Genomic DNA, 18444 nt, shown 5'->3' on the forward strand with positions numbered 1-18444 from the left:
GTGGTGAAGGAGGGGACGATGAGGCGACTGGGTACGGGCATCGGATGGCGGCCGGAGATCGCCGACGCCGTGGAGCGCATGCCGGGCGTCGACTGGGTCGAGACCGTGGCCGAGAACGTGTGCCCCGGGCATCTCCCCGAGTCGCTGCTGCGCCTGCGCGAGCGCGGCGTCACCGTCGTCCCGCACGGCGTCTCGCTCGGCCTCGGTGGCGCGGACCGGCCCGACGAGGCACGGCTGACCGCCCTCGCGGAGCGTGCGCAGGCCCTGGGTTCGCCGCTGGTCACCGAGCACATCGCATTCGTACGGGCGGGCGGGCCGCTGACCGCCTCACCGCTGCTGGAGGCGGGCCATCTGCTGCCGGTTCCGCGCACCCGCGACGCGCTGGACGTGCTGTGCGAGAACATACGCATCGCACAGGACGCGCTGCCCGTGCCGCTCGCCGTGGAGAACATCGCGGCACTGATCTCCTGGCCGGGCGAGGAGATGACCGAGGGGCAGTTCCTGTACGAGCTGGCCGACCGCACCGGCGTACGACTGCTGATCGATGTCGCGAACCTGCACACCAACCATGTCAACCGGGGCGAGGACCCGGCCAGGGCGCTGGACGAGCTGCCCGTCGAGGCCATCGCGTACGTCCATGTCGCGGGCGGCTTCGAGCGCGACGGCGTCTGGCACGACAGCCACGCCCACCCGGTGCCGCAGCCGGTCCTCGACATCCTGGCCGACCTCGCGTCCCGCACCACGCCCCCCGGCGTCCTGCTGGAGCGCGACGAGGACTTCCCCGAACCGGCCGAACTGGAACGGGAGCTGACGGCCGTCCGGGAGACGGTGGAGAAGGCGTCGGCGGGCTGCGGTGGCCGGCCCCCGGCCCCACCGCCGACGGAGCCGGGGCAGCCCGCGGTCGTGGCGGATGGCAGCGGTGGTGCGGGGGAAGCGGCTCGGCAGCGGGTCGCTCTGGCACAGGTCGCGCTGCTCTCCGCCCTCGTCGCCGGTACACCCGCGCCCGAGGGCTTCGACCGGGTACGGCTCGGGGTGCAGACGCGGGCCCTCGCCGCCAAGCGGGCCGGTGTCGTGGCCAAGGTCGCGCCCGACCTGCCGGAGATCCTCGGGGAGACGTATCGGCCCGCCTTCCTCGCCTACGCGCACGGTCGTCCGATGACCGGCGGCTACCGGCGCGACGCCCTCGACTTCGCCGAGCACCTGCTGCTCGCCGGGCGGCCCGAGGACGCCGAGACGCGGCGCCGCCTGCGCGACTGGTGGCTGGAGCGGTCGGGGCCGACCCCGCAGTCCCGGCGCCCGGCGGCCCGGCTGGCCCGGGCCACGCGCCGGGTACTGCTGCGGCACTGACCCGAGCGCCTCATACCACCCGCAGGCGGGCGCCGGGGCCATGTCCGCACAGTGTGCCGCGGTTAACACAGGGGTCACATCGCGCACACACGGCGAGCTGTTTGCCACACTTCACCGCGGAATGCCCTCCCCTGCACCCACGGCATTGATGCGCTATGCCCGCTTTCCAACTGTTTCCCCTCCTACGGCGGTTGGCGTCGACAGCGCAGTAATATGCCAACCCGCACCCGAAGCGCACTAGCGTGCGGTGCCGCAAGCAGGAGGCACCATGCGATCCAGACCAGTCCGAGGCCGCGGAGTTCTCAGCGGCACCGGGCTCATCATCACCTTGCTCGCGGCGACCCTCGCCGCCCTGGTCTTCCCGGTCTGGTCCTACGCGGACCGCTCCGGCACCGGTCTGGACACCCTGAACGCCCAGACGCTGTCGACGAGTTACGGCCCGCTCTCCGCACTGGACCGGGACTTCGTCACCAAGGTCAGGCTGGCCGGACTGTGGGAGCTGCCGGCCGGACAGCAGGCCGAGCAGAAGGGCACCACCCAGGCGGTGCGCACCGCGGGCGAGCACCTGGTCCTGGGTCACACCTTCCTGGACGCCCGTGTCCGTGACGTGGCCGCGCGGCTCGGCCTCGCCCTGCCCGACCAGCCCAACGCCCAGCAGCGGCAGTGGCTCGCGACCCTGAACGCGGACCAGGGCGAGCAATACGACCGCGACTTCGCCAACCTCCTGCGCCGCGCGCACGGCAAGGTCTTCGCCGTGGTGGCCCAGGTCCGCGCCACCACCCGCAACTCGCTCGTGCGCGGCCTCGCCGACGACGCCAACGCCACCGTCCTGGACCACATCAAGATCCTGGAGGCCACCGGCTACGTCGACTTCGACTGGCTGGCCCAGGACGCGGCCACCGCGAGCCCGCCCCCGCTCACCTACTCCCCGGCCCCGGCGGGCCCCACCGCCCACCCGGGTACCCCGGTCCCGGTGACCCCGTCGGCGACGTACACACTGCCGCCGGCGGCATCCAGCCCACCCCCGTAGTACCGCACGCGCCCACAGGACGCGACACCCGCCGTCGGTGCTTTACTTCTCCCGCCATCAAACGAAACATCCCTTTTGTCGCCACCGTGCACGAAGGGATTCGCCATGCGAGCTGTCGCGCTCCACTCCGCCGCCGGGGCCCTGCTCCTGACGGGTCTCGTCGCCGTTCCGGCGGACGGCGCCGCCGCACGGCCCGGCGACGCCGAGCTCCGCGGCACCGCCGTGGCCGCCCAGCGCGCCGCGGCCGCCGGGATCCACTTCGGCCGGTGCCCCGAGGAACACGACACGGGACGCGGCCTCCAGTGCGGGACGGTCAGCGTCCCCCTGGACTACGCGCACCCCGACGGCAAGCGGATCAGGCTGACCGTCAGCCGCAGCAGGGCGACCGGCGAGGGCAGGGCCGTACGGCAGGGCGCCCTGGTCTACAACCCCGGCGGGCCCGGTGCCTCCGGCACGGACTTCCCACGCGTCGGCCACCTCCCGCAGTGGCGGCGGATCGCGGCGGCGTACGACCTCGTCGGCTACGACCCGCGTGGGGTGGGCCGCTCGGCGCCGCTGATCTGCCAGGACCCCCAACGCGCCCTGAGGGGTCCGTCGCAGTCGCCCACGGAGCCCTCCCCTTCGTACAAGAGGGAGCGCATCGCCGAGGCGCGGGCGTACGCGCGCGGCTGCGCCCGGAACGCGGGCAGCGCCCTGCGGCACTACAACTCCCTCAACAACGCGCGCGACCTGGAGGTGCTGCGCGCCGCCCTCGGCGAGCGGAAGCTGACGTTCATGGGGGCGTCGTACGGGACGTACTTCGGCGCGCTCTACGCGACGCTGTTCCCCTCGCACGTACGGCGGATGGTGTTCGACTCGGCGGTGAATCCCGCCTCGGAACGGATCTGGTACCGGAACAACCTGGACCAGTCGGCCGCCTTCGAGAACCGGTGGGCGGATTTCCGCGCGTGGACGGCCCGGCACGACGACGTCTACGGGCTCGGCACCACCGCCGGCGCGGTGCTGCACAGCTATGAGAGGGCGCGGGCACGGCTCGCCGCCGAGCCCGCGGGCGACACGGTGGGGCCCGGGCAGCTCCAGCGCGCGTTCCTGCAGGCGGGGTACTACGACGACTACTGGCCGCAGCTGGCGCTCGCCCTGTCGGCGTATCTGAAGGGCGACCCGAAGCCGCTGGTGGAAGCGGCGGCGCCGCATCCCGAGCAGGCCGCCGAGGCGGAGAACGGCAACGCCGTCTACACCGCCGTGGAGTGCAACGACGCCCCCTGGCCGACGGACTGGAAGGTGTGGGACCGCGACAACACGGCCCTGGCGCGGGTGGCGCCCTTCGAGACCTGGGACAACGTGTGGGCCAACCTGCCGTGCGCGTACTGGCCGGTCCCCCGGCAGCGGCCGCTCGACGTGCGCACGGCCCCGGGCGCGCTGCCGCCGACGCTGATCCTGGCGGCCCAGCGGGACGCGGCGACGCCGTACGAGGGCGCCCGGGAGCTGAACCGCCGACTGTCCGGCTCGGTGCTGGTGACCGAGCGGGACGCGGGCCGGCACGGCATCGGCGGCGGCCCCAACAGCTGTGTGAACGGCTATCTCGACACATATCTACTGGACGGCAGGCTGCCGGAGCGGAGCGCGTCCTGCGCCCCGCATCCGCAACCCCGGCCGCACAGGCCGCACGCTCCGGCCGGGGCGACGGGCACCGGTGCGGCCGGGGACCCCGGCGCCGCGAAGGACCGGCAGGCGCCGTGAGCCGCCGGGCCGGTCAGGCGAGACCGGCGATGAGCTCCGCGACCGACTTGCGGCGTCCGGTGTAGAACGGAACCTCCTCGCGGACGTGCATCCGCGCCTCCGAGGCCCGCAGGTGGCGCATCAGGTCGACGATGCGGTACAGCTCGTCGGCCTCGAAGGCGAGGATCCACTCGTAGTCACCGAGGGAGAACGAGGCGACGGTGTTGGCCCGCACGTCCGGGAAGCCACGGGCCATCTTGCCGTGGTCGGCGAGCATACGGCGGCGGTCCTCGTCCGGCAGCAGGTACCAGTCGTAGGAGCGCACGAAGGGGTAGACGCTCACGTAGTTCCGGGGCGTCTCGTCGGCGAGGAACGCCGGGATGTGCGAGCGGTTGAACTCGGCCGGGCGGTGCAGCGCCATGTTCGACCAGACCGGCTCCAGCGCGCGGCCCAGCCTGGTGCGGCGGAAGAGGTTGTACGCCTCCTGCAGCTGGTCGCTGGTCTCGGCGTGCCACCAGATCATGAGGTCGGCGTCGGCGCGCAGCCCGGAGACGTCGTACGTGCCGCGGACCGTCACGTCCTTGGCGGCGAGCTGGTCGAACAGCTCCTGGACCTCGTCGGCGTAACCGGCGCGGTCCTCGGGCAGCGCGTCCTTCAGCCTGAAGACGGACCACAGCGTGTAGCGGATGACCTCGTTGAGGTCCTTGGCCAGCTTGCCCTTGTTCGGGATCCTGCCGGACTCGGTGGTGGGGGCGTCGTCACTCATGTGCCTATTCTCCCGCTCCGCCGTGCAGGCTCTGCACCGGGTGGGCGATGAGCTCCTGCACACCGCGCAGGTCACCGCCGAGCTGGTCGACGGCGGCGTAGGCGCCGGCGATGCACGCCGGGATGCCGACGCCGTCGTACGCCGCACCGCACACGGCAAGACCCGGGACCTTGGCGACGTGCTCGCGGATGCGGGCCACGCGGGCGTGGTGGCCGACCGGGTACTGGGGCAGGCCGTCGGTCCAGCGGGTGACGCGGGTCTCCACCGGCGCGGCGTCCAGGCCCGTCGCCTCGCGCAGGTCGTGCCGCGAGACGGCCACGAGGTCGGCGTCCTCCCGGTCCAGGACCTCCGTCTCGCCGTACCGCCCGAGGGACGTCCGCAGGACGGCCACGTCCGGGTCCTGGTCGGCGATCCAGCCCCACTTCTGCGAGGCGAAGGTCGAGGCCTTGATCGTGCGCCCGTCGACCGGGGGCACGAGGAAGCCGCTGCCTTCGGGGAGGGCGATGTCGGCGCGCCGGAAGGCGAGGGTGACGAGGGCCATGGAGGCGTACTCGACGGTGCGCAGTTCGGCGGCGGCCCCGGGGGACGCGCCGCGCAGCAGGCGGGCGGCCTCCTGGGCGGGGGCCGCGACGACCACCGCGTCGGCCTCGACCACCTGGTCCTCGATCAGGACCTCCCATCCCCCGGGAGCGCGGCGCAGTCCGTTGACGGTGGTCCTCGGCAGGATCTCGCCGCCCCGCGCCCGCACCGACTCCGCGACGGCGAGCGGGAGTTGGCCGATGCCGCCCTCGATGCCCATGAACACCGGGCCCGACTGCGGCGCCGAGGCCGCCTTCGCCTGGATCTCGCGGACCGCCTCCGTCAGCGAGGCGTGCGCCCGGGCGGCCAGGAAGAGCTGCGGGACCGCCGAGCGCATCGAGATGCGGTACGCGTCGCCCGCGTACACCCCGCCGAGCAACGGCTCGACCAGACGGTCGACGACCTCGCGGCCGAGGCGCGCCGCCACGTACTCCCCCACCGCCACGTCGTCGCCGACCTGCGTGCGCGGCACGTCCGCGTCGCGCTCGATGCGGCGCAGGCCCTCGTCGGACAGGACGCCGGACAGTGCGGACGCGGAGCCGGGGACGCCCATGACGTGCCCCTTGGGCATCGGACGCAGGGCGCCGCGCGTCCAGATCGAGGCGGTCGCCGTGGCCGGCGGCCGGAGCCGGTCCGCGAGGCCGACCTCACGGGCGAGCGCCACCGCCTCGGGCCGCCGCGCCAGCATCGACTCGGCGCCGAGGTCGACCCGTACGCCCGCGATCTCGCCGGGCAGCAGCTTGCCGCCGACCCGGTCCGACGCCTCCAGCACGGTCACGCGCGCTCCCCGGTCCAGCAGCCGGTGGGCGGCGGCCAGTCCCGCGATCCCGCCTCCGATGACCACGACATGCCCTGCCTCCGCGCGGGCCTCCCATGCGCTCATGTCCCCAGCCTCTCAGACCCCGCTGACGCTCCCGCGGGTGCCCGGTGTCCCGGCCGAGCCCGGGCCGTGACCTCATCGGAACCGGATCCGGCGAGCGTTGCGTACCGGTCCGGCGTCGAAGGAGCGTCCGTCACGACGACCCTCGGGGGGTACGACAGCATGCGCATGGCACACTCCGCACGGCCGGTCCAGGTGCTGGCCGCCACACTGCTCACCGGCGCGCTCGCACTCGCGGGCTGCAGCGCCGGCCACCGGAGCACCGCCGGTGACAGCGGTGCCAGGGCCGCCGCGCCCGCCCAGCGGCAGGGCGCCGCCGCCGGCGCCACGGGCGGCGCTGCCACGGGCCGCGCCGCCGCGCCCGCGCTGACCGCGAACGACATCATCCGTACGGCGTCCCTGACCGTGCAGGTCGAGGACGTACCCAAGGCGCTCGGCGAGGCGCGCACGACCGCCGAGAACGCGGGTGGGTTCGTCGGCGACGAGAGCACCAGCCGCGACAGCGAGGGCCATGAGCGCACCCGGCTCGTCCTGCGCGTGCCCGTGGAGAAGTACGACGAGGTGCTCGCCGCGCTGCAGGGCGCCGGGCGGCTCGTCGACCGCACCGCGAAGGCCGAGGACGTCACCGACCAGGTGGTCGACGTCGACAGCCGCATCGGGTCGCAGCGGGCCAGCGTGGCACGGGTGCGCGCCCTCATGGACAAGGCGGCCGATCTCAGTGACGTCGTCACCCTGGAAGGGGAGTTGAGTTCGCGTGAGGCGGAGCTGGAGGCGTTGCTCGCCCGGCAGGCGTCCCTGAAGGACCGCGCCCGCCTGGCCACCATCACGCTGTCGCTGTCCCCGACACCGGTGCGGAAGGCGGCCGGGGAGGACCGGCCGGGATTCACGGACGCGCTGGCGGGCGGCTGGCACGTCTTCGTGACGCTGCTGCGGTGGCTCGCCCTGGCGTTGGGCGCGGCACTCCCCTTCGCGGTGCTCGCGGCGCTGCTGGTGCTGGTGTGGGTGCGGCTGGTGCGCACCCGGCTGCCGCGGGGTACGGCCGCGGTGCCGGCGCCGACCGCACCGGGCCCGCTCCCGGGGGCCCGCACGGCGCCCGAGCACGAGGCGCGGGGCGAGCGGGACTGAAATGCCCGTCCCCCGTAGCGTGTTCGTATGAGCATGAGCCGTACGAGCCGTTCGCAGGAACGCCTGGTCGTGATCGGTGGCGACGCGGCGGGCATGTCCGCCGCGTCGCAGGCGCGCCGTCTCAAGGGCCCCGACGAGCTGGAGATCGTGGCGTTCGAACGTGGCCACTTCTCCTCCTTCTCCGCGTGTGGCATCCCGTACTGGGTGGGAGGTGACGTCGCCACCCGCGACGAGCTCATCGCCCGTACGCCGCAGGAGCACCGGGCGCGCGGAATCGACCTGCGGATGCGGACGGAGGTCATGGAGATCGACGTCGCACGCGGCCGCGTGCGCGCTCGGCACGTCGACTCCGGCGCCGAGGCGTGGACCTCCTACGACCGGCTCGTGATCGCGACCGGCGCCCGCCCGATCCGTCCCGACCTGCCCGGAGCCGACGCGCCGGGAGTGCACGGGGTGCAGACCCTGGACGACGGCCAGGAGCTGCTGGACACGCTGAGCGCCACTCGGGGCCGCCGCGCGGTGGTCGTCGGCGCCGGCTACATCGGTGTGGAGATGGCCGAGGCGATGATCAACCGCGGCTACGAGGTCACCGTCGTCAACCGCGGCAGCGAACCCATGGCCACGCTCGACCCGGACATGGGCCGGCTCGTGCACCGGGCCATGGAGGGCCTGGGCATCACCATGGTGAACGACGCCGAGGTCACCAAGATCCTCACGGGCGAAGACGGCCGGGTCCGGGCGGTCGGGACGCAGGACGCCGAGTACCCGGCGGACGTGGTGGTGCTCGGCATCGGCGTACGACCGGAGACCGACCTCGCGCGGGCCGCCGGGCTGCCCGTCGGTGACCACGGGGGGCTGCTGACCGATCTCGCGATGCGCGTGCGCGGTCACGAGAACATCTGGGCCGGCGGCGACTGCGTCGAGGTCCTCGATCTGGTCTCCGGACGCGAACGGCACATCGCGCTGGGCACGCACGCCAACAAGCACGGGCAGGTGATCGGCACCAACGTGGGCGGCGGCTACGCCACGTTCCCGGGTGTCGTGGGCACCGCGGTGAGCAAGGTCTGCAACCTGGAGATCGCCCGTACGGGGCTGCGCGAGAAGGACGCGCGCCGGGCGGGGCTCCGGTACGAGACGGTCACCATCGAGTCGACCAGCCGCGCGGGCTACTACCCGAACGCCGCGCCCATGACGGTGAAGATGCTCGCCGAACGCCGCACCGGCCGACTGCTCGGCGTCCAGATCGTCGGCCGTGAGGGCGCGGCCAAGAGGGTCGACATCGCTGCCGTGGCACTGACCGCGGGTATGACGGTCGAGGAGATGACGTCCCTGGACCTGGGCTACGCACCCCCCTTCTCACCGGTGTGGGACCCCATCCTGGTGGCGGCTCGCAAGGCGACCGCGGCGGTACGGAGGAACGCCGGGTGAGCGGGAGCGACCCCCAGCAGCTCCCACGGCGCCCCGGTCAGGCCGTTTCGTGCTGCCCGTTCATTCCGTTGATCCGCTCGATGGCCTGACGGGCCTGCTCGGCCGGCGGCCGGGACGGCAGGGACGACACGGACGCGCTGGACGGCATGGCGGTCTGCGGCGGCGTGGGCGGCGGCACGGCCGGCGGCTTCGCGTGGGCGGCCGGCCGCGCGGAGCGCAACCGGTGGCTGACGGCCTCGTCGAGGGTCACGGGACGCTGCATCTGGGAAGCCAGCCGGCCGGCCTCCTGGCCGAGCCGGGCAACGTCCTCCCAGGGCAGGTGGATCACGAGGGCGAGTTCGGCCTCACCGTCGGGCAGGGCGTGGATCGGAGGAGTAACTCGGTCGTTCATCGCCTGTTCCTCACGTCGTCCCCGCGACACGCCTTCCCCGCACCGCGGGCGGTTGAGGGGTCATACGCACACGCGGACCGCCGCGTTCACCGATTCGCCCCGCCCATCCAGGGCACTACTTCCTTGTGGTCATCCCCGTGCATGACGTGAACCCGGTGCGCCGTACGCCCTATGTGACGTACGCGCTGATCGCGGCCAACGTCGTCGTGTTCCTGCTCACCCCGGGCATAGCCGGCTCGGTGGCCGGCCAGAGCGACCTGTCCCAGCTGTGTCACCTCCAGGCCTTCCTGGAGCACTACGCGGCGGTACCGCGCGAGTTGGTCCATGACCAGCTGCCGCGGCTCGTTCCCACCGGGGACGTCGGCATCGGCCCGAACGGCCCGGGCTGTGTGGTGGCCCCGCCGACCTATCACAAGTCGCCGCCGCTGTCGATCCTGACCGCGATGTTCCTGCACGGCAGCTGGCTGCACCTGCTGGGCAACATGCTGTTCCTGCTGATCTTCGGCAACAACATCGAGGACCGCCTGGGCCACCTCCGCTTCGCCCTGTTCTATCTGGCGTGCGGGTACGCGGCCGCGTACGGCTTCGCGTACCTCAACGACACCTCGGGTGCCCCGCTGATCGGCGCGTCGGGGGCCATCGCGGGGGTGCTGGGCGCGTATCTGGTCCTCTATCCCAGGGCCAGGGTCTGGGTGCTGGTCCCGTTCCTGATCTTCCTGCCGCTGCGGCTGCCCGCGTGGATCGTGCTCGGCTTCTGGTTCGCGCTGCAGGCGATCTACTCGTCCGGGAACGGTGTCTCGTCGGCCGGGACGGTGGCGTACGCGGCCCATGTGTTCGGCTTCGTCGTGGGCATGATCCTGGCCTGGCCGCTGCGTCCGGGGACCCCGCCGCCGCCGGAACCGCGCGGCCTGCTCTGGGGCAGGCAGGCGCGGGCCCGGCACGGTTGGTGAAGGCGCTCAGCGTGCCGTCTGTGTGTGGACGTACTCCACGAGGCGGGTGAGGCTGTCCGGGTCGGTGGACGGCATCACGCCGTGGCCGAGGTTGAAGACGTGTCCTTCGAGACCGGCGGCGGCGTCGAGCACCTCGCGGGTCTTGGCCTCGACGGCCTCCCTGGGGGCGAAGAGGATCGCCGGGTCCAGGTTGCCCTGGAGGGCCTTGCCGGGGCCGACGCGGCGGGCGGCCTCGTCGAGCGGAACGCGCCAGTCGACGCCGACGACATCCGCGCCGGCCTCGCCCATCAGGCCGAGGAGCTCCCCGGTGCCGACACCGAAGTGGATACGGGGGACGCCGTATCCCTCGACGGCCCAGAAGACCTTGGCCGAGGCGGGCAGCACCGAGCGGCGGTAGTCGGCGGGGGCGAGGGCGCCGGCCCACGAGTCGAAGAGCTGGACCGCCGAGGCGCCCGCCTCGATCTGGACCTTCAGGAAGGCGGCCGTGATGTCCGCGAGCCGGTCCACCAGGTCCGCCCACAGCCGCGGGTCGCCGTACATGAGCGCCTTGGTGTGCTCGTACGTACGGGACGGGCCGCCCTCGATGAGGTAGCTCGCCAGCGTGAAGGGCGCGCCCGCGAATCCGATCAGCGGGGTCTCGCCCAGCTCGGCGGTGAGCAGCGTGATGGCCTCCGTGACGTACGAGACGTCCTCGGGGGTCAGGTCGCGCAGCTGGGCCAGGTCCGCGCGGGAGCGGATCGGGTGCTCGACGACGGGGCCGACGCCGGGCTTGATGTCGAGGTCGACACCGATGGCCTTGAGGGGGACGACGATGTCGCTGAAGTAGATCGCCGCGTCCACGCCGTGTCGGCGGACCGGCTGCAGCGTGATCTCGGTGACCAGCTCGGGCCGCATGCAGGACTCGAGCATGGGGATGCCCTCGCGTACCTTGCGGTACTCGGGCAGGGAGCGTCCGGCCTGCCGCATGAACCACACCGGTGCGTGCGGAACGGGCTCGCGCCTGCACGCCTTGAGGAAGGCGCTGTCGTACGTCGCTGTCGGCTGGCCCGTCGCGGGGCGGTCATTGACACTCACGCCAAAGAGTCTCGCACGCCGTACGGACGGCCGGTCCCGGGGGCGACGCCGCCCCCGGCAGGTTCGCGGGGCTGCGCCATCGAGCGGCCCCGCCGCGTGGGCGCGGCCCGCCGGGGACGCCCCTCGGCGGCCGTACCACCGCGCTCCCGCGGCGCTACGGCTCACGGCCGCCGCACCCACGGACACGCCCGAAGTCAAACCCCGCCGTTCCCGGCCAAACCGCCGGGGGCCACGGGTGTCTCTCCCTGCGAACGCGCTTTCCTCCCCTTAATCTTCCCCGCATGGCTGCGGCTCAGGGACGACCGACGGACGGCGCTGGCGGAATGGACGACGCAGAGGAGGGGGAACGCGATGCGAGGGAGACTGCTCCGTTGCCGTTCCGCGCCGCGGTCGACGCGCTGAGGACCGCGCGGCTGCGGCCGGAGATCGAGATCGAGCCGACACGCCCCCCGCAGCGGCTCGCCCCGCACGCGTACGCCCTGGAGGCGGCGGTCGTCCAGGACGACGAGGACCTCGCCGACGGACGCCTCGTCCTGCTGCACGACCCGGCCGGGCACGACGCCTGGCAGGGCACCTTCCGTCTGGTCACGCTGGTGCGCGCGGAACTCGAACCGGAGATGGCCTCGGATCCCCTGCTGCCCGAGGTGTGCTGGTCCTGGCTGACGGGCGCCCTCCAGTCCCGCGGGCTGTCGTACGGCGAGCCGAGCGGCACCGTCACACGCGCGAGCTCCCACTACTTCGGCGGGCTCGCCTCACGGCCGGCCGCCTCCCAGATCGAGATCCGCGCCTCCTGGACACCCCGGGAGGGCCTGGGCGGCGTCCCGGACACGGCTGCCCATCTGGCCTCCTGGTGCGACCTGCTGTCCCAGGTGGCGGGCCTGCCCCCGGCGGGCCCGGGCGACTCCTCGGTGGTGTCGCTGCCGCAGCGCCGGGGGCCGCAGTCCCGCTGACGCCGCCATACCTCCCGCGGCACGACCCACGTCAGTCCACGGTTGACGCTTCTTGCCATCTCTTTGTCGATACGGCCACTTTCGACCCCTTATCGACAACGGAGCGAACCGACTCGATCTTCGGCTGATCGCTCGCGCGTCCGAATTGCACGGATTGTTACTCACCAAATCGTGATCATTCTCTAAAGGAGCACGAGTTTGATGCCGAAGACGACTGTGACCTTGAAAGCACGGTTCATCCCGGCTTCATCCCCGGCCGGCCCCGTCCCGCACCCCCTCCAGGAGGCCTGGTGTCCGTTCTCCTCGAGCAGCCCGCAAGCCTGGTCGCCTATCGCCCGAACAAGCCGACCGCCATGGTCGTCGTGGCCGACCCACGCGTCCGTTCCACCGTCACCCGCCATCTGTGGGCCCTCGGAGTGCGCGACGTCATCGAGGCGTCGTCGATCGCGGAGGCCCGACCCCGTATCGGCAACCCGCGCGACATCTGCGTCGCCGACGTCCACCTCCCCGACGGTTCCGGCCTGACCCTCTTGTCCGAGACCCGCGCCGCCGGCTGGCCCAACGGTCTCGCCCTGTCCGCCGCCGACGACATCGGCGCGGTCCGCAACGCCCTGGCGGGCGGTGTCAAGGGCTATGTCGTCACCGGCACGCGCACCAACGTCGGGCTCCCCACCCGACCCGGTGCCGCCCCCATCGGCGCCGCCGCCGCGCGTCTGCACCGCCGCCCCCCGGGTGCCCCGAGCCACCCGGGCGGCTATCGCGAGCTGTCGGGCCGCGAGGTGGAGGTGCTGCGCCTGGTAGCCGAGGGCCAGTCGAACAAGGCGATCGGCGTCTCCATGGGACTGTCCGCGCTGACCGTCAAGAGCCACCTCGCCCGCATCGCCCGCAAGCTGGGCACCGGCGACCGCGCCGGGATGGTGGCGGTCGCCCTGCGCACCGGCATCATCCACTGACCCGATCCCGCCGCCATGATCCCCGTCCGCATCGAGCCGCCGCCGACCCTTGCCAGGGTCTCCCCCACCCCGGGGCGCCCGCCGTTCCGCGTGGAATCGCGGACACCGCATTCCGCCGCCGCGTATGACACATGACCGGATTGCATCCCTCCACCGCCCGTCGACGGAACGTTCCGTCGGCGGGCGTAGTCCATACACAGATACCCTTGACAGGTGACCGACGCCCAAGAGACCGCAGCAGACAGTCCACTGCGAACCACCGGAGGCGCCCCTCCGGACGACCTCGAAGCGGCGCCGATCCCCTTGCTCGAACCGCGAGACGGCATTCCGCCCGTGATCACCGACGAGGCCTCGCTCGCCCAGGTGATCGCCGCCTTCGCCGGTGGCACCGGCCCCGTCGCCGTCGACGCCGAACGCGCGTCCGGCTACCGGTACGGCCAGCGTGCCTACCTGGTGCAGATGCGCCGCGAGGGTGCCGGCACCGCACTGATCGACCCCGTGGCCTGCCCCGACCTCTCGGGCCTGGGCGAGGCGCTCTCGGGAGTGGAGTGGGTGCTGCACGCCGCCACCCAGGACCTGCCGTGCCTGCGGGACATAGGCATGGTGCCGGTCCGCCTGTTCGACACCGAGCTGGCCGGGCGCATCGCCGGGTTCCCCCGGGTGGGGCTCGGCGCCATGGTGGAGAGCGTCCTGGGCTTCGTCCTGGAGAAGGGGCACTCCGCGGTCGACTGGTCGACGCGGCCCCTGCCCGAGCCCTGGCTGCGCTACGCCGCCCTCGACGTCGAGCTGCTCGTCGACCTGCGGGACGCCCTGGAGAAGGAGCTGGACCGGCAGGGCAAGCTGGAGTGGGCCCAGCAGGAGTTCAAGGCGATCGCCTCCGCGCCGCCGGCCGAGCCGCGCAAGGACCCCTGGCGCCGTACGTCCGGGATGCACAAGGTGCGCCGCCGTCGGCAGATGGCGGCCGTCCGGGAGCTGTGGCAGACCCGGGACCGTGTCGCGCAGCGCCGGGACGTCTCGCCGGGCAAGGTGCTCGGGGACGCGGCGATCGTCGAGGCCGCGCTGGCGCTGCCGCCGAACGTGCACGCCCTGGCGTCGCTGAGCGGCTTCGGGCACCGGATGGGCCGACGCCAGCTGGAGCAGTGGCAGGCCGCGATCGACCGGGCCAGGTCGCTGCCCGAGGCGGAGCTGCCGCAGCCGGGCCAGCCGGTGGCGGGGCCCCCGCCCCCGCGGGCATGGGCCGACAAGGACCCGGCGGCCGCGGCACGGCTGTCGGCGGCACGGGTCGCGGTGTCGACGCTGGCCGAGCAGCTGAACATGCCGCAGGAGAACCTGATCGCCCCGGACACCGTGCGGCGGCTGTGCTGGGAGCCGCCGAAGCCGGTGGACGGCGACTCGGTCGCCGCCGCCCTCGCCGGGTACGGCGCGCGGCCCTGGCAGATCGATCAGGTGACGCCGGTGTTGGTGACGGCGCTGTCCGTGAACGGTGCGTAGCCGCCGTAGGTGTTCTGCCGTACGGCGGCGGATGGCTGGTGGCCGGTCGTGCGCTTCCGCGCGCCCCTTTGGGGGCGCGGACGCGGGACAGCGACGTCGAGATCAGGCCAAGATCTTCGAAGGGCATGCACCGAAGGTGTGACCTTCACCGCTTGGGCCCTCGGGACTGGGCAGCTTGGTTACCCACAAGTAGCATGGTGCTGAGCGCGCGCTCAGCGCGTCGCAGCAGTGCCATCCCGCACCCTGGAGGAGAGCCATCGTGCCTCGTACCGTCAGGGACGTCGTCTTCGTCGACGGCGTCCGTACCCCGTTCGGCAAGGCGGGCCCGAAGGGCATCTACCACGAGACCCGTGCCGACGACCTCGTCGTGAAGGCGATCCGGGAGCTGCTGCGCCGCAACCCGGGTCTGGACCCCAAGAAGATCGACGAGGTCGCCATTGCCGCGACCACCCAGATCGGCGACCAGGGCCTGACCCTCGGACGTACGGCGGGAATCCTCGCCGGTCTCCCCCAGTCGGTCCCGGGCTACTCGATCGACCGCATGTGCGCGGGCGCGCTGACCGCCGTGACGACCACGGCGGGCTCCATCGCGTTCGGCGCGTACGACGCCGTCATCGCCGGTGGTGTCGAGCACATGGGCCGCCACCCGATGGGCGAGGGCGTGGACCCGAACCCGCGGTTCGTGAGCGAGAAGCTGGTCGACGAGTCCGCCCTGTTCATGGGCATGACCGCGGAGAACCTGCACGACCGCTACCCGCAGATCACCAAGCTGCGCGCCGACGAGTACGCCGTGCGCTCGCAGGAGAAGGCCGCCAAGGCCTACGCCAACGGCAAGATCCAGCAGGACCTGGTGCCGATCTCCGTGCGCCGGACCAACCCCGAGGGCGGCGAGACCGGCTGGGGCCTGGTCACCGCCGACGAGCCGATGCGCCCGGGCACCACGCTGGAGAACCTGGCCAACCTGAAGACGCCGTTCCGCGTCCACGGCCGGGTCACCGCCGGCAACGCGGCCGGTCTGAACGACGGCGCCACGGCCTCGATCATCGCGTCCGAGGACTTCGCCCGCGAGCACGACCTGCCGGTGAAGATGCGTCTCGTCTCGTACGCCTTCGCGGGCGTCGAGCCGGAGGTCATGGGCTACGGCCCGATCCCGGCGACGGAGAAGGCCCTCGCCAAGGCGGGTCTGTCCATCTCCGACATCGGCCTGTTCGAGATCAACGAGGCCTTCGCCGTCCAGGTCCTGGCCTTCCTCGACCACTACGGCATCGCGGACGACGACGAGCGCGTCAACCAGTACGGCGGCGCCATCGCCTACGGCCACCCGTTGGCCTCCTCGGGTGTCCGTCTGATGACGCAGCTCGCCCGGCAGTTCGAGGAGCACCCGCAGGTCCGCTACGGCCTGACCACCATGTGCGTCGGCTTCGGCATGGGCGCGACGGTCATCTGGGAGAACCCGCACTTCGAGGGGGACAAGTGAGCACCACCGCTGAGCTGTTGAAGGGTGCGGCCGAGCTGTTCCCGGACGAGGTCGTCACCCAGGCGCACGTACGCCACCTCGACCTGCCGTCGGGCGCGGGCCGTTTCGCCCTGATCACGCTGGACAACGGCTTCGACCACACCAAGCCGACCACCTTCGGCCCGGCTTCGCTGGCAAACCTCAACACGGCGATCGACCAGGTCGAGAAGGAGGCCGCGGCCGGCGAGATCGTCGGTGTCGGCATCACCGGCAAGCCCTTCATCTTCGCGGTCGGCGCCGACCTCAAGGGCGTCGAGCTGCTGAAGAAGCACGAGGAAGCGCTGGCCATCGGCAAGGGCGGCCACGAGGTCTTCAAGCGCCTGGCGTCGCTGGCGGTCCCGACCTTCGCGTACTACAACGGCGCGGCGATGGGCGGCGGCGTCGAGGTCGGCCTGCACTGCAGCTACCGCACGGTGTCCGCGGCCCTCCCGGCGTTCTCCCTCCCCGAGGTGTTCCTGGGCCTGGTCCCGGGCTGGGGCGGCTGCACGCTGCTGCCGAACCTGATCGGCGCCGACAGGGCCGTCTCGGTCATCGTCGAGAACTCCCTCAACCAGAACAAGCAGCTCAAGGGCGCCCAGGTCTACGAACTGGGCATCGCCGACGCCCTCTTCGAGGGGGCCGACTTCCTCGAGCAGTCGCTGATCTGGACGGCGTCCGTCCTCAAGGGCGAGATCGTCGTCGACCGCCCGGTGGTCGACCGCGGCGAGGCCTGGGACCAGGCCGTCGAGCGCGGCCGCTTCATCGCCGACGGCAAGGTGCACGGCGCGGCTCCGGCCGCCTACCGCGCCCTCGACATCATCGCCGCGGCGAAGAACGGCGACCTGCAGCAGGGCTACGACGCCGAGGACCAGGCCCTCGCGGACCTGATCATGGGCGGCGAACTGCGCGCGGGCATCTACGCGTTCAACCTCGTCCAGAAGCGCGGCAAGCGCCCCGCGGGTGCCCCGGACAAGAGCCTGGCGCGCCCGGTGACGAAGGTCGGCGTGGTCGGCGCCGGCCTGATGGCCAGCCAGCTCGCCCTGCTCTTCCTGCGCCGCCTGGAGGTTCCGGTCGTCCTCACGGACATCGACCAGGAGCGCGTCGACAAGGGTGTGGGCTACGTCCACGCCGAGATCGACAAGCTGCTCGGCAAGGGCCGTATCAACCAGGACAAGGCCAACCGCCTCAAGGCGCTGGTCACCGGTGTCCTGGACAAGGCCGAGGGCTTCGCGGACGCGGACTTCGTCATCGAGGCCGTGTTCGAGGAGATCGGCGTCAAGCAGCAGGTGTTCGCCGAGGTCGAGGCGGTCGCCCCGGCGCACGCGATCCTCGCCACCAACACCTCCTCCCTCTCGGTCACCGAGATGGCGTCGAAGCTGAAGCACCCCGAGCGGGTCGTCGGCTTCCACTTCTTCAACCCGGTCGCGGTGCTGCCGCTGCTCGAGATCGTCCGCGGTGAGAAGACCGACGAGGCGTCGCTGGCCACGGCGTTCGCCGTCGCCAAGAAGCTGAAGAAGACGGCGGTGCTGGTGAAGGACGCCCCGGCGTTCGTCGTCAACCGCATCCTCACCCGCTTCATGGGCGAGATCCAGAACGTCATCGACGAGGGCACCCCGGTCGAGGTCGCCGAGAAGGCGATCGAGCCGCTGGGCCTGCCGATGTCCCCGCTGGTGCTCCTTGAGCTGGTCGGCCCGGCGATCGGCCTGCACGTCTCCGAGACGCTGCACGGCGCCTTCCCGGACCGCTTCAAGGTCTCTGCGAACCTCAAGGCGGTCGTCGAGGCGGGCAAGCGCGGCTTCTACGTCTACGACAGCGGCAAGCCGGAGCTGGACCCGGAGGTCGCCGCGCTCCTGAGGCAGGGCGACACGGTCCTGACCGAGGAGCAGGTTCGCGCCCGCGTCCTGGACGCGGTCGCCCAGGAGATCGGCCTGATGCTCGACGAGGGCGTCGTCGCGGAGGCCCAGGACATCGACCTCTGCCTGATCACGGGCGCCGGCTGGCCCTTCCACCTGGGCGGCATCACGCCGTACCTGGACCGCGAGGGTGTCTCCGAGCGTGTGAACGGCAAGAAGTTCCTGGCCCCGGGCGTGGCCGGCGTCCCGGCGTAGGCCTCGTAGGACCCGAAGGTGCCCGGCTCACCCTCCGGTGGGCCGGGCACCGGCGTGTGCGTGCCGGTTCAGACCACCGTGACCGGACGCTGGGCGAGCCGAGCCTGACGGCGCCCGGCGCCGTCATCCCGGGGCGGGCCCCGGGCTCGTGCCACCCT

The 18444-nt window shown here is 72.4% G+C and carries 15 protein-coding genes; 11 read left to right on the top strand and 4 right to left on the bottom strand.

The features are described 5' to 3' along the window. The first annotated feature begins 18 nt into the window (after nucleotides 1–18). The 3 genes from ASC56_RS29995 to ASC56_RS30005 all read left to right on the top strand — a co-directional run bounded on the left by ASC56_RS29995 (nucleotide 19) and on the right by ASC56_RS30005 (nucleotide 4117). Complete coding sequence (locus tag ASC56_RS29995; RefSeq protein ID WP_055494707.1) at nucleotides 19–1347, top strand: DUF692 domain-containing protein; 1329 nt, start codon at nucleotides 19–21, stop codon at nucleotides 1345–1347. A gap of 268 nt (nucleotides 1348–1615) precedes the next feature. Next, nucleotides 1616–2377: a DUF4142 domain-containing protein gene (locus ASC56_RS30000; RefSeq protein ID WP_055494708.1), complete on the top strand. Its 762-nt coding sequence runs from the start codon at nucleotides 1616–1618 to the stop codon at nucleotides 2375–2377. 105 nt (nucleotides 2378–2482) lie between these two features. Beyond that, nucleotides 2483–4117 carry an alpha/beta hydrolase gene (locus ASC56_RS30005; protein WP_079102785.1) on the top strand — a complete coding sequence of 545 codons (1635 nt, stop codon included), beginning with the start codon at nucleotides 2483–2485 and terminating at the stop codon, nucleotides 4115–4117. 13 nt (nucleotides 4118–4130) lie between these two features. Here ASC56_RS30005 and hemQ read toward each other — a convergent pair whose 3' ends face one another. Together hemQ and hemG are read right to left on the bottom strand one after the other, a co-directional pair. Continuing rightward, entirely contained in the window at nucleotides 4131–4862 is a 732-nt protein-coding gene (gene hemQ / locus ASC56_RS30010; protein WP_055494709.1) for a hydrogen peroxide-dependent heme synthase, read from the bottom strand. Between the two features lie 4 nt (nucleotides 4863–4866). After that, nucleotides 4867–6324, bottom strand: a complete 1458-nt coding sequence (gene hemG, locus ASC56_RS30015) for a protoporphyrinogen oxidase (RefSeq protein WP_055494710.1) — start codon at nucleotides 6322–6324, stop codon at nucleotides 4867–4869. A gap of 159 nt (nucleotides 6325–6483) precedes the next feature. On the opposite strand from hemG, the gene ASC56_RS30020 reads away from it, so the two are divergent. Together ASC56_RS30020 and ASC56_RS30025 are read left to right on the top strand one after the other, a co-directional pair. Continuing rightward, nucleotides 6484–7446: a DUF4349 domain-containing protein gene (locus tag ASC56_RS30020; RefSeq protein WP_055494774.1), complete on the top strand. Its 963-nt coding sequence runs from the start codon at nucleotides 6484–6486 to the stop codon at nucleotides 7444–7446. Between the two features lie 27 nt (nucleotides 7447–7473). Beyond that, nucleotides 7474–8874 carry an FAD-dependent oxidoreductase gene (locus ASC56_RS30025; RefSeq protein ID WP_055494711.1) on the top strand — a complete coding sequence of 467 codons (1401 nt, stop codon included), beginning with the start codon at nucleotides 7474–7476 and terminating at the stop codon, nucleotides 8872–8874. 37 nt (nucleotides 8875–8911) lie between these two features. Here ASC56_RS30025 and ASC56_RS30030 read toward each other — a convergent pair whose 3' ends face one another. Then, on the bottom strand, nucleotides 8912–9265 hold the full coding sequence (locus ASC56_RS30030) for a hypothetical protein (protein ID WP_055494712.1): 354 nt from the start codon (nucleotides 9263–9265) through the stop codon (nucleotides 8912–8914). 125 nt (nucleotides 9266–9390) lie between these two features. Here ASC56_RS30030 and ASC56_RS30035 point away from each other — a divergent pair, with 125 nt between their 5' ends. After that, complete coding sequence (locus ASC56_RS30035) at nucleotides 9391–10215, top strand: rhomboid family intramembrane serine protease (protein ID WP_055494713.1); 825 nt, start codon at nucleotides 9391–9393, stop codon at nucleotides 10213–10215. A 6-nt stretch (nucleotides 10216–10221) separates the two neighbouring features. Here the strand turns inward: ASC56_RS30035 and hemE are convergent, their stop codons facing one another. After that, nucleotides 10222–11289, bottom strand: a complete 1068-nt coding sequence (gene hemE / locus ASC56_RS30040) for a uroporphyrinogen decarboxylase (protein ID WP_055494714.1) — start codon at nucleotides 11287–11289, stop codon at nucleotides 10222–10224. Between the two features lie 323 nt (nucleotides 11290–11612). On the opposite strand from hemE, the gene ASC56_RS30045 reads away from it, so the two are divergent. From ASC56_RS30045 to ASC56_RS30065, 5 genes are all read left to right on the top strand, one after another. Further along, on the top strand, nucleotides 11613–12239 hold the full coding sequence (locus ASC56_RS30045) for a DUF3000 domain-containing protein (protein WP_055494715.1): 627 nt from the start codon (nucleotides 11613–11615) through the stop codon (nucleotides 12237–12239). A 290-nt stretch (nucleotides 12240–12529) separates the two neighbouring features. Then, nucleotides 12530–13192, top strand: coding sequence for a response regulator transcription factor (locus ASC56_RS30050; RefSeq protein WP_003993737.1), 663 nt, complete (start codon nucleotides 12530–12532; stop codon nucleotides 13190–13192). Nucleotides 13193–13405: 213 nt separating this feature from the next. Further along, a complete protein-coding gene (locus ASC56_RS30055) occupies nucleotides 13406–14683 on the top strand; it encodes a ribonuclease D (RefSeq protein WP_079102786.1) in 1278 nt (425 codons plus the stop codon). 259 nt (nucleotides 14684–14942) lie between these two features. Beyond that, a complete protein-coding gene (locus tag ASC56_RS30060) occupies nucleotides 14943–16160 on the top strand; it encodes an acetyl-CoA C-acyltransferase (RefSeq protein ID WP_055494717.1) in 1218 nt (405 codons plus the stop codon). Continuing rightward, a complete protein-coding gene (locus tag ASC56_RS30065) occupies nucleotides 16157–18286 on the top strand; it encodes a 3-hydroxyacyl-CoA dehydrogenase NAD-binding domain-containing protein (RefSeq protein WP_055494718.1) in 2130 nt (709 codons plus the stop codon). The genes ASC56_RS30060 and ASC56_RS30065 overlap by 4 nt, the downstream gene beginning before the upstream one ends. The last annotated feature ends 158 nt before the right edge of the window (nucleotides 18287–18444 follow it).

This window comes from Streptomyces sp. TP-A0356 (assembly GCF_001417775.1).
GTDB lineage: Bacteria > Actinomycetota > Actinomycetes > Streptomycetales > Streptomycetaceae > Streptomyces.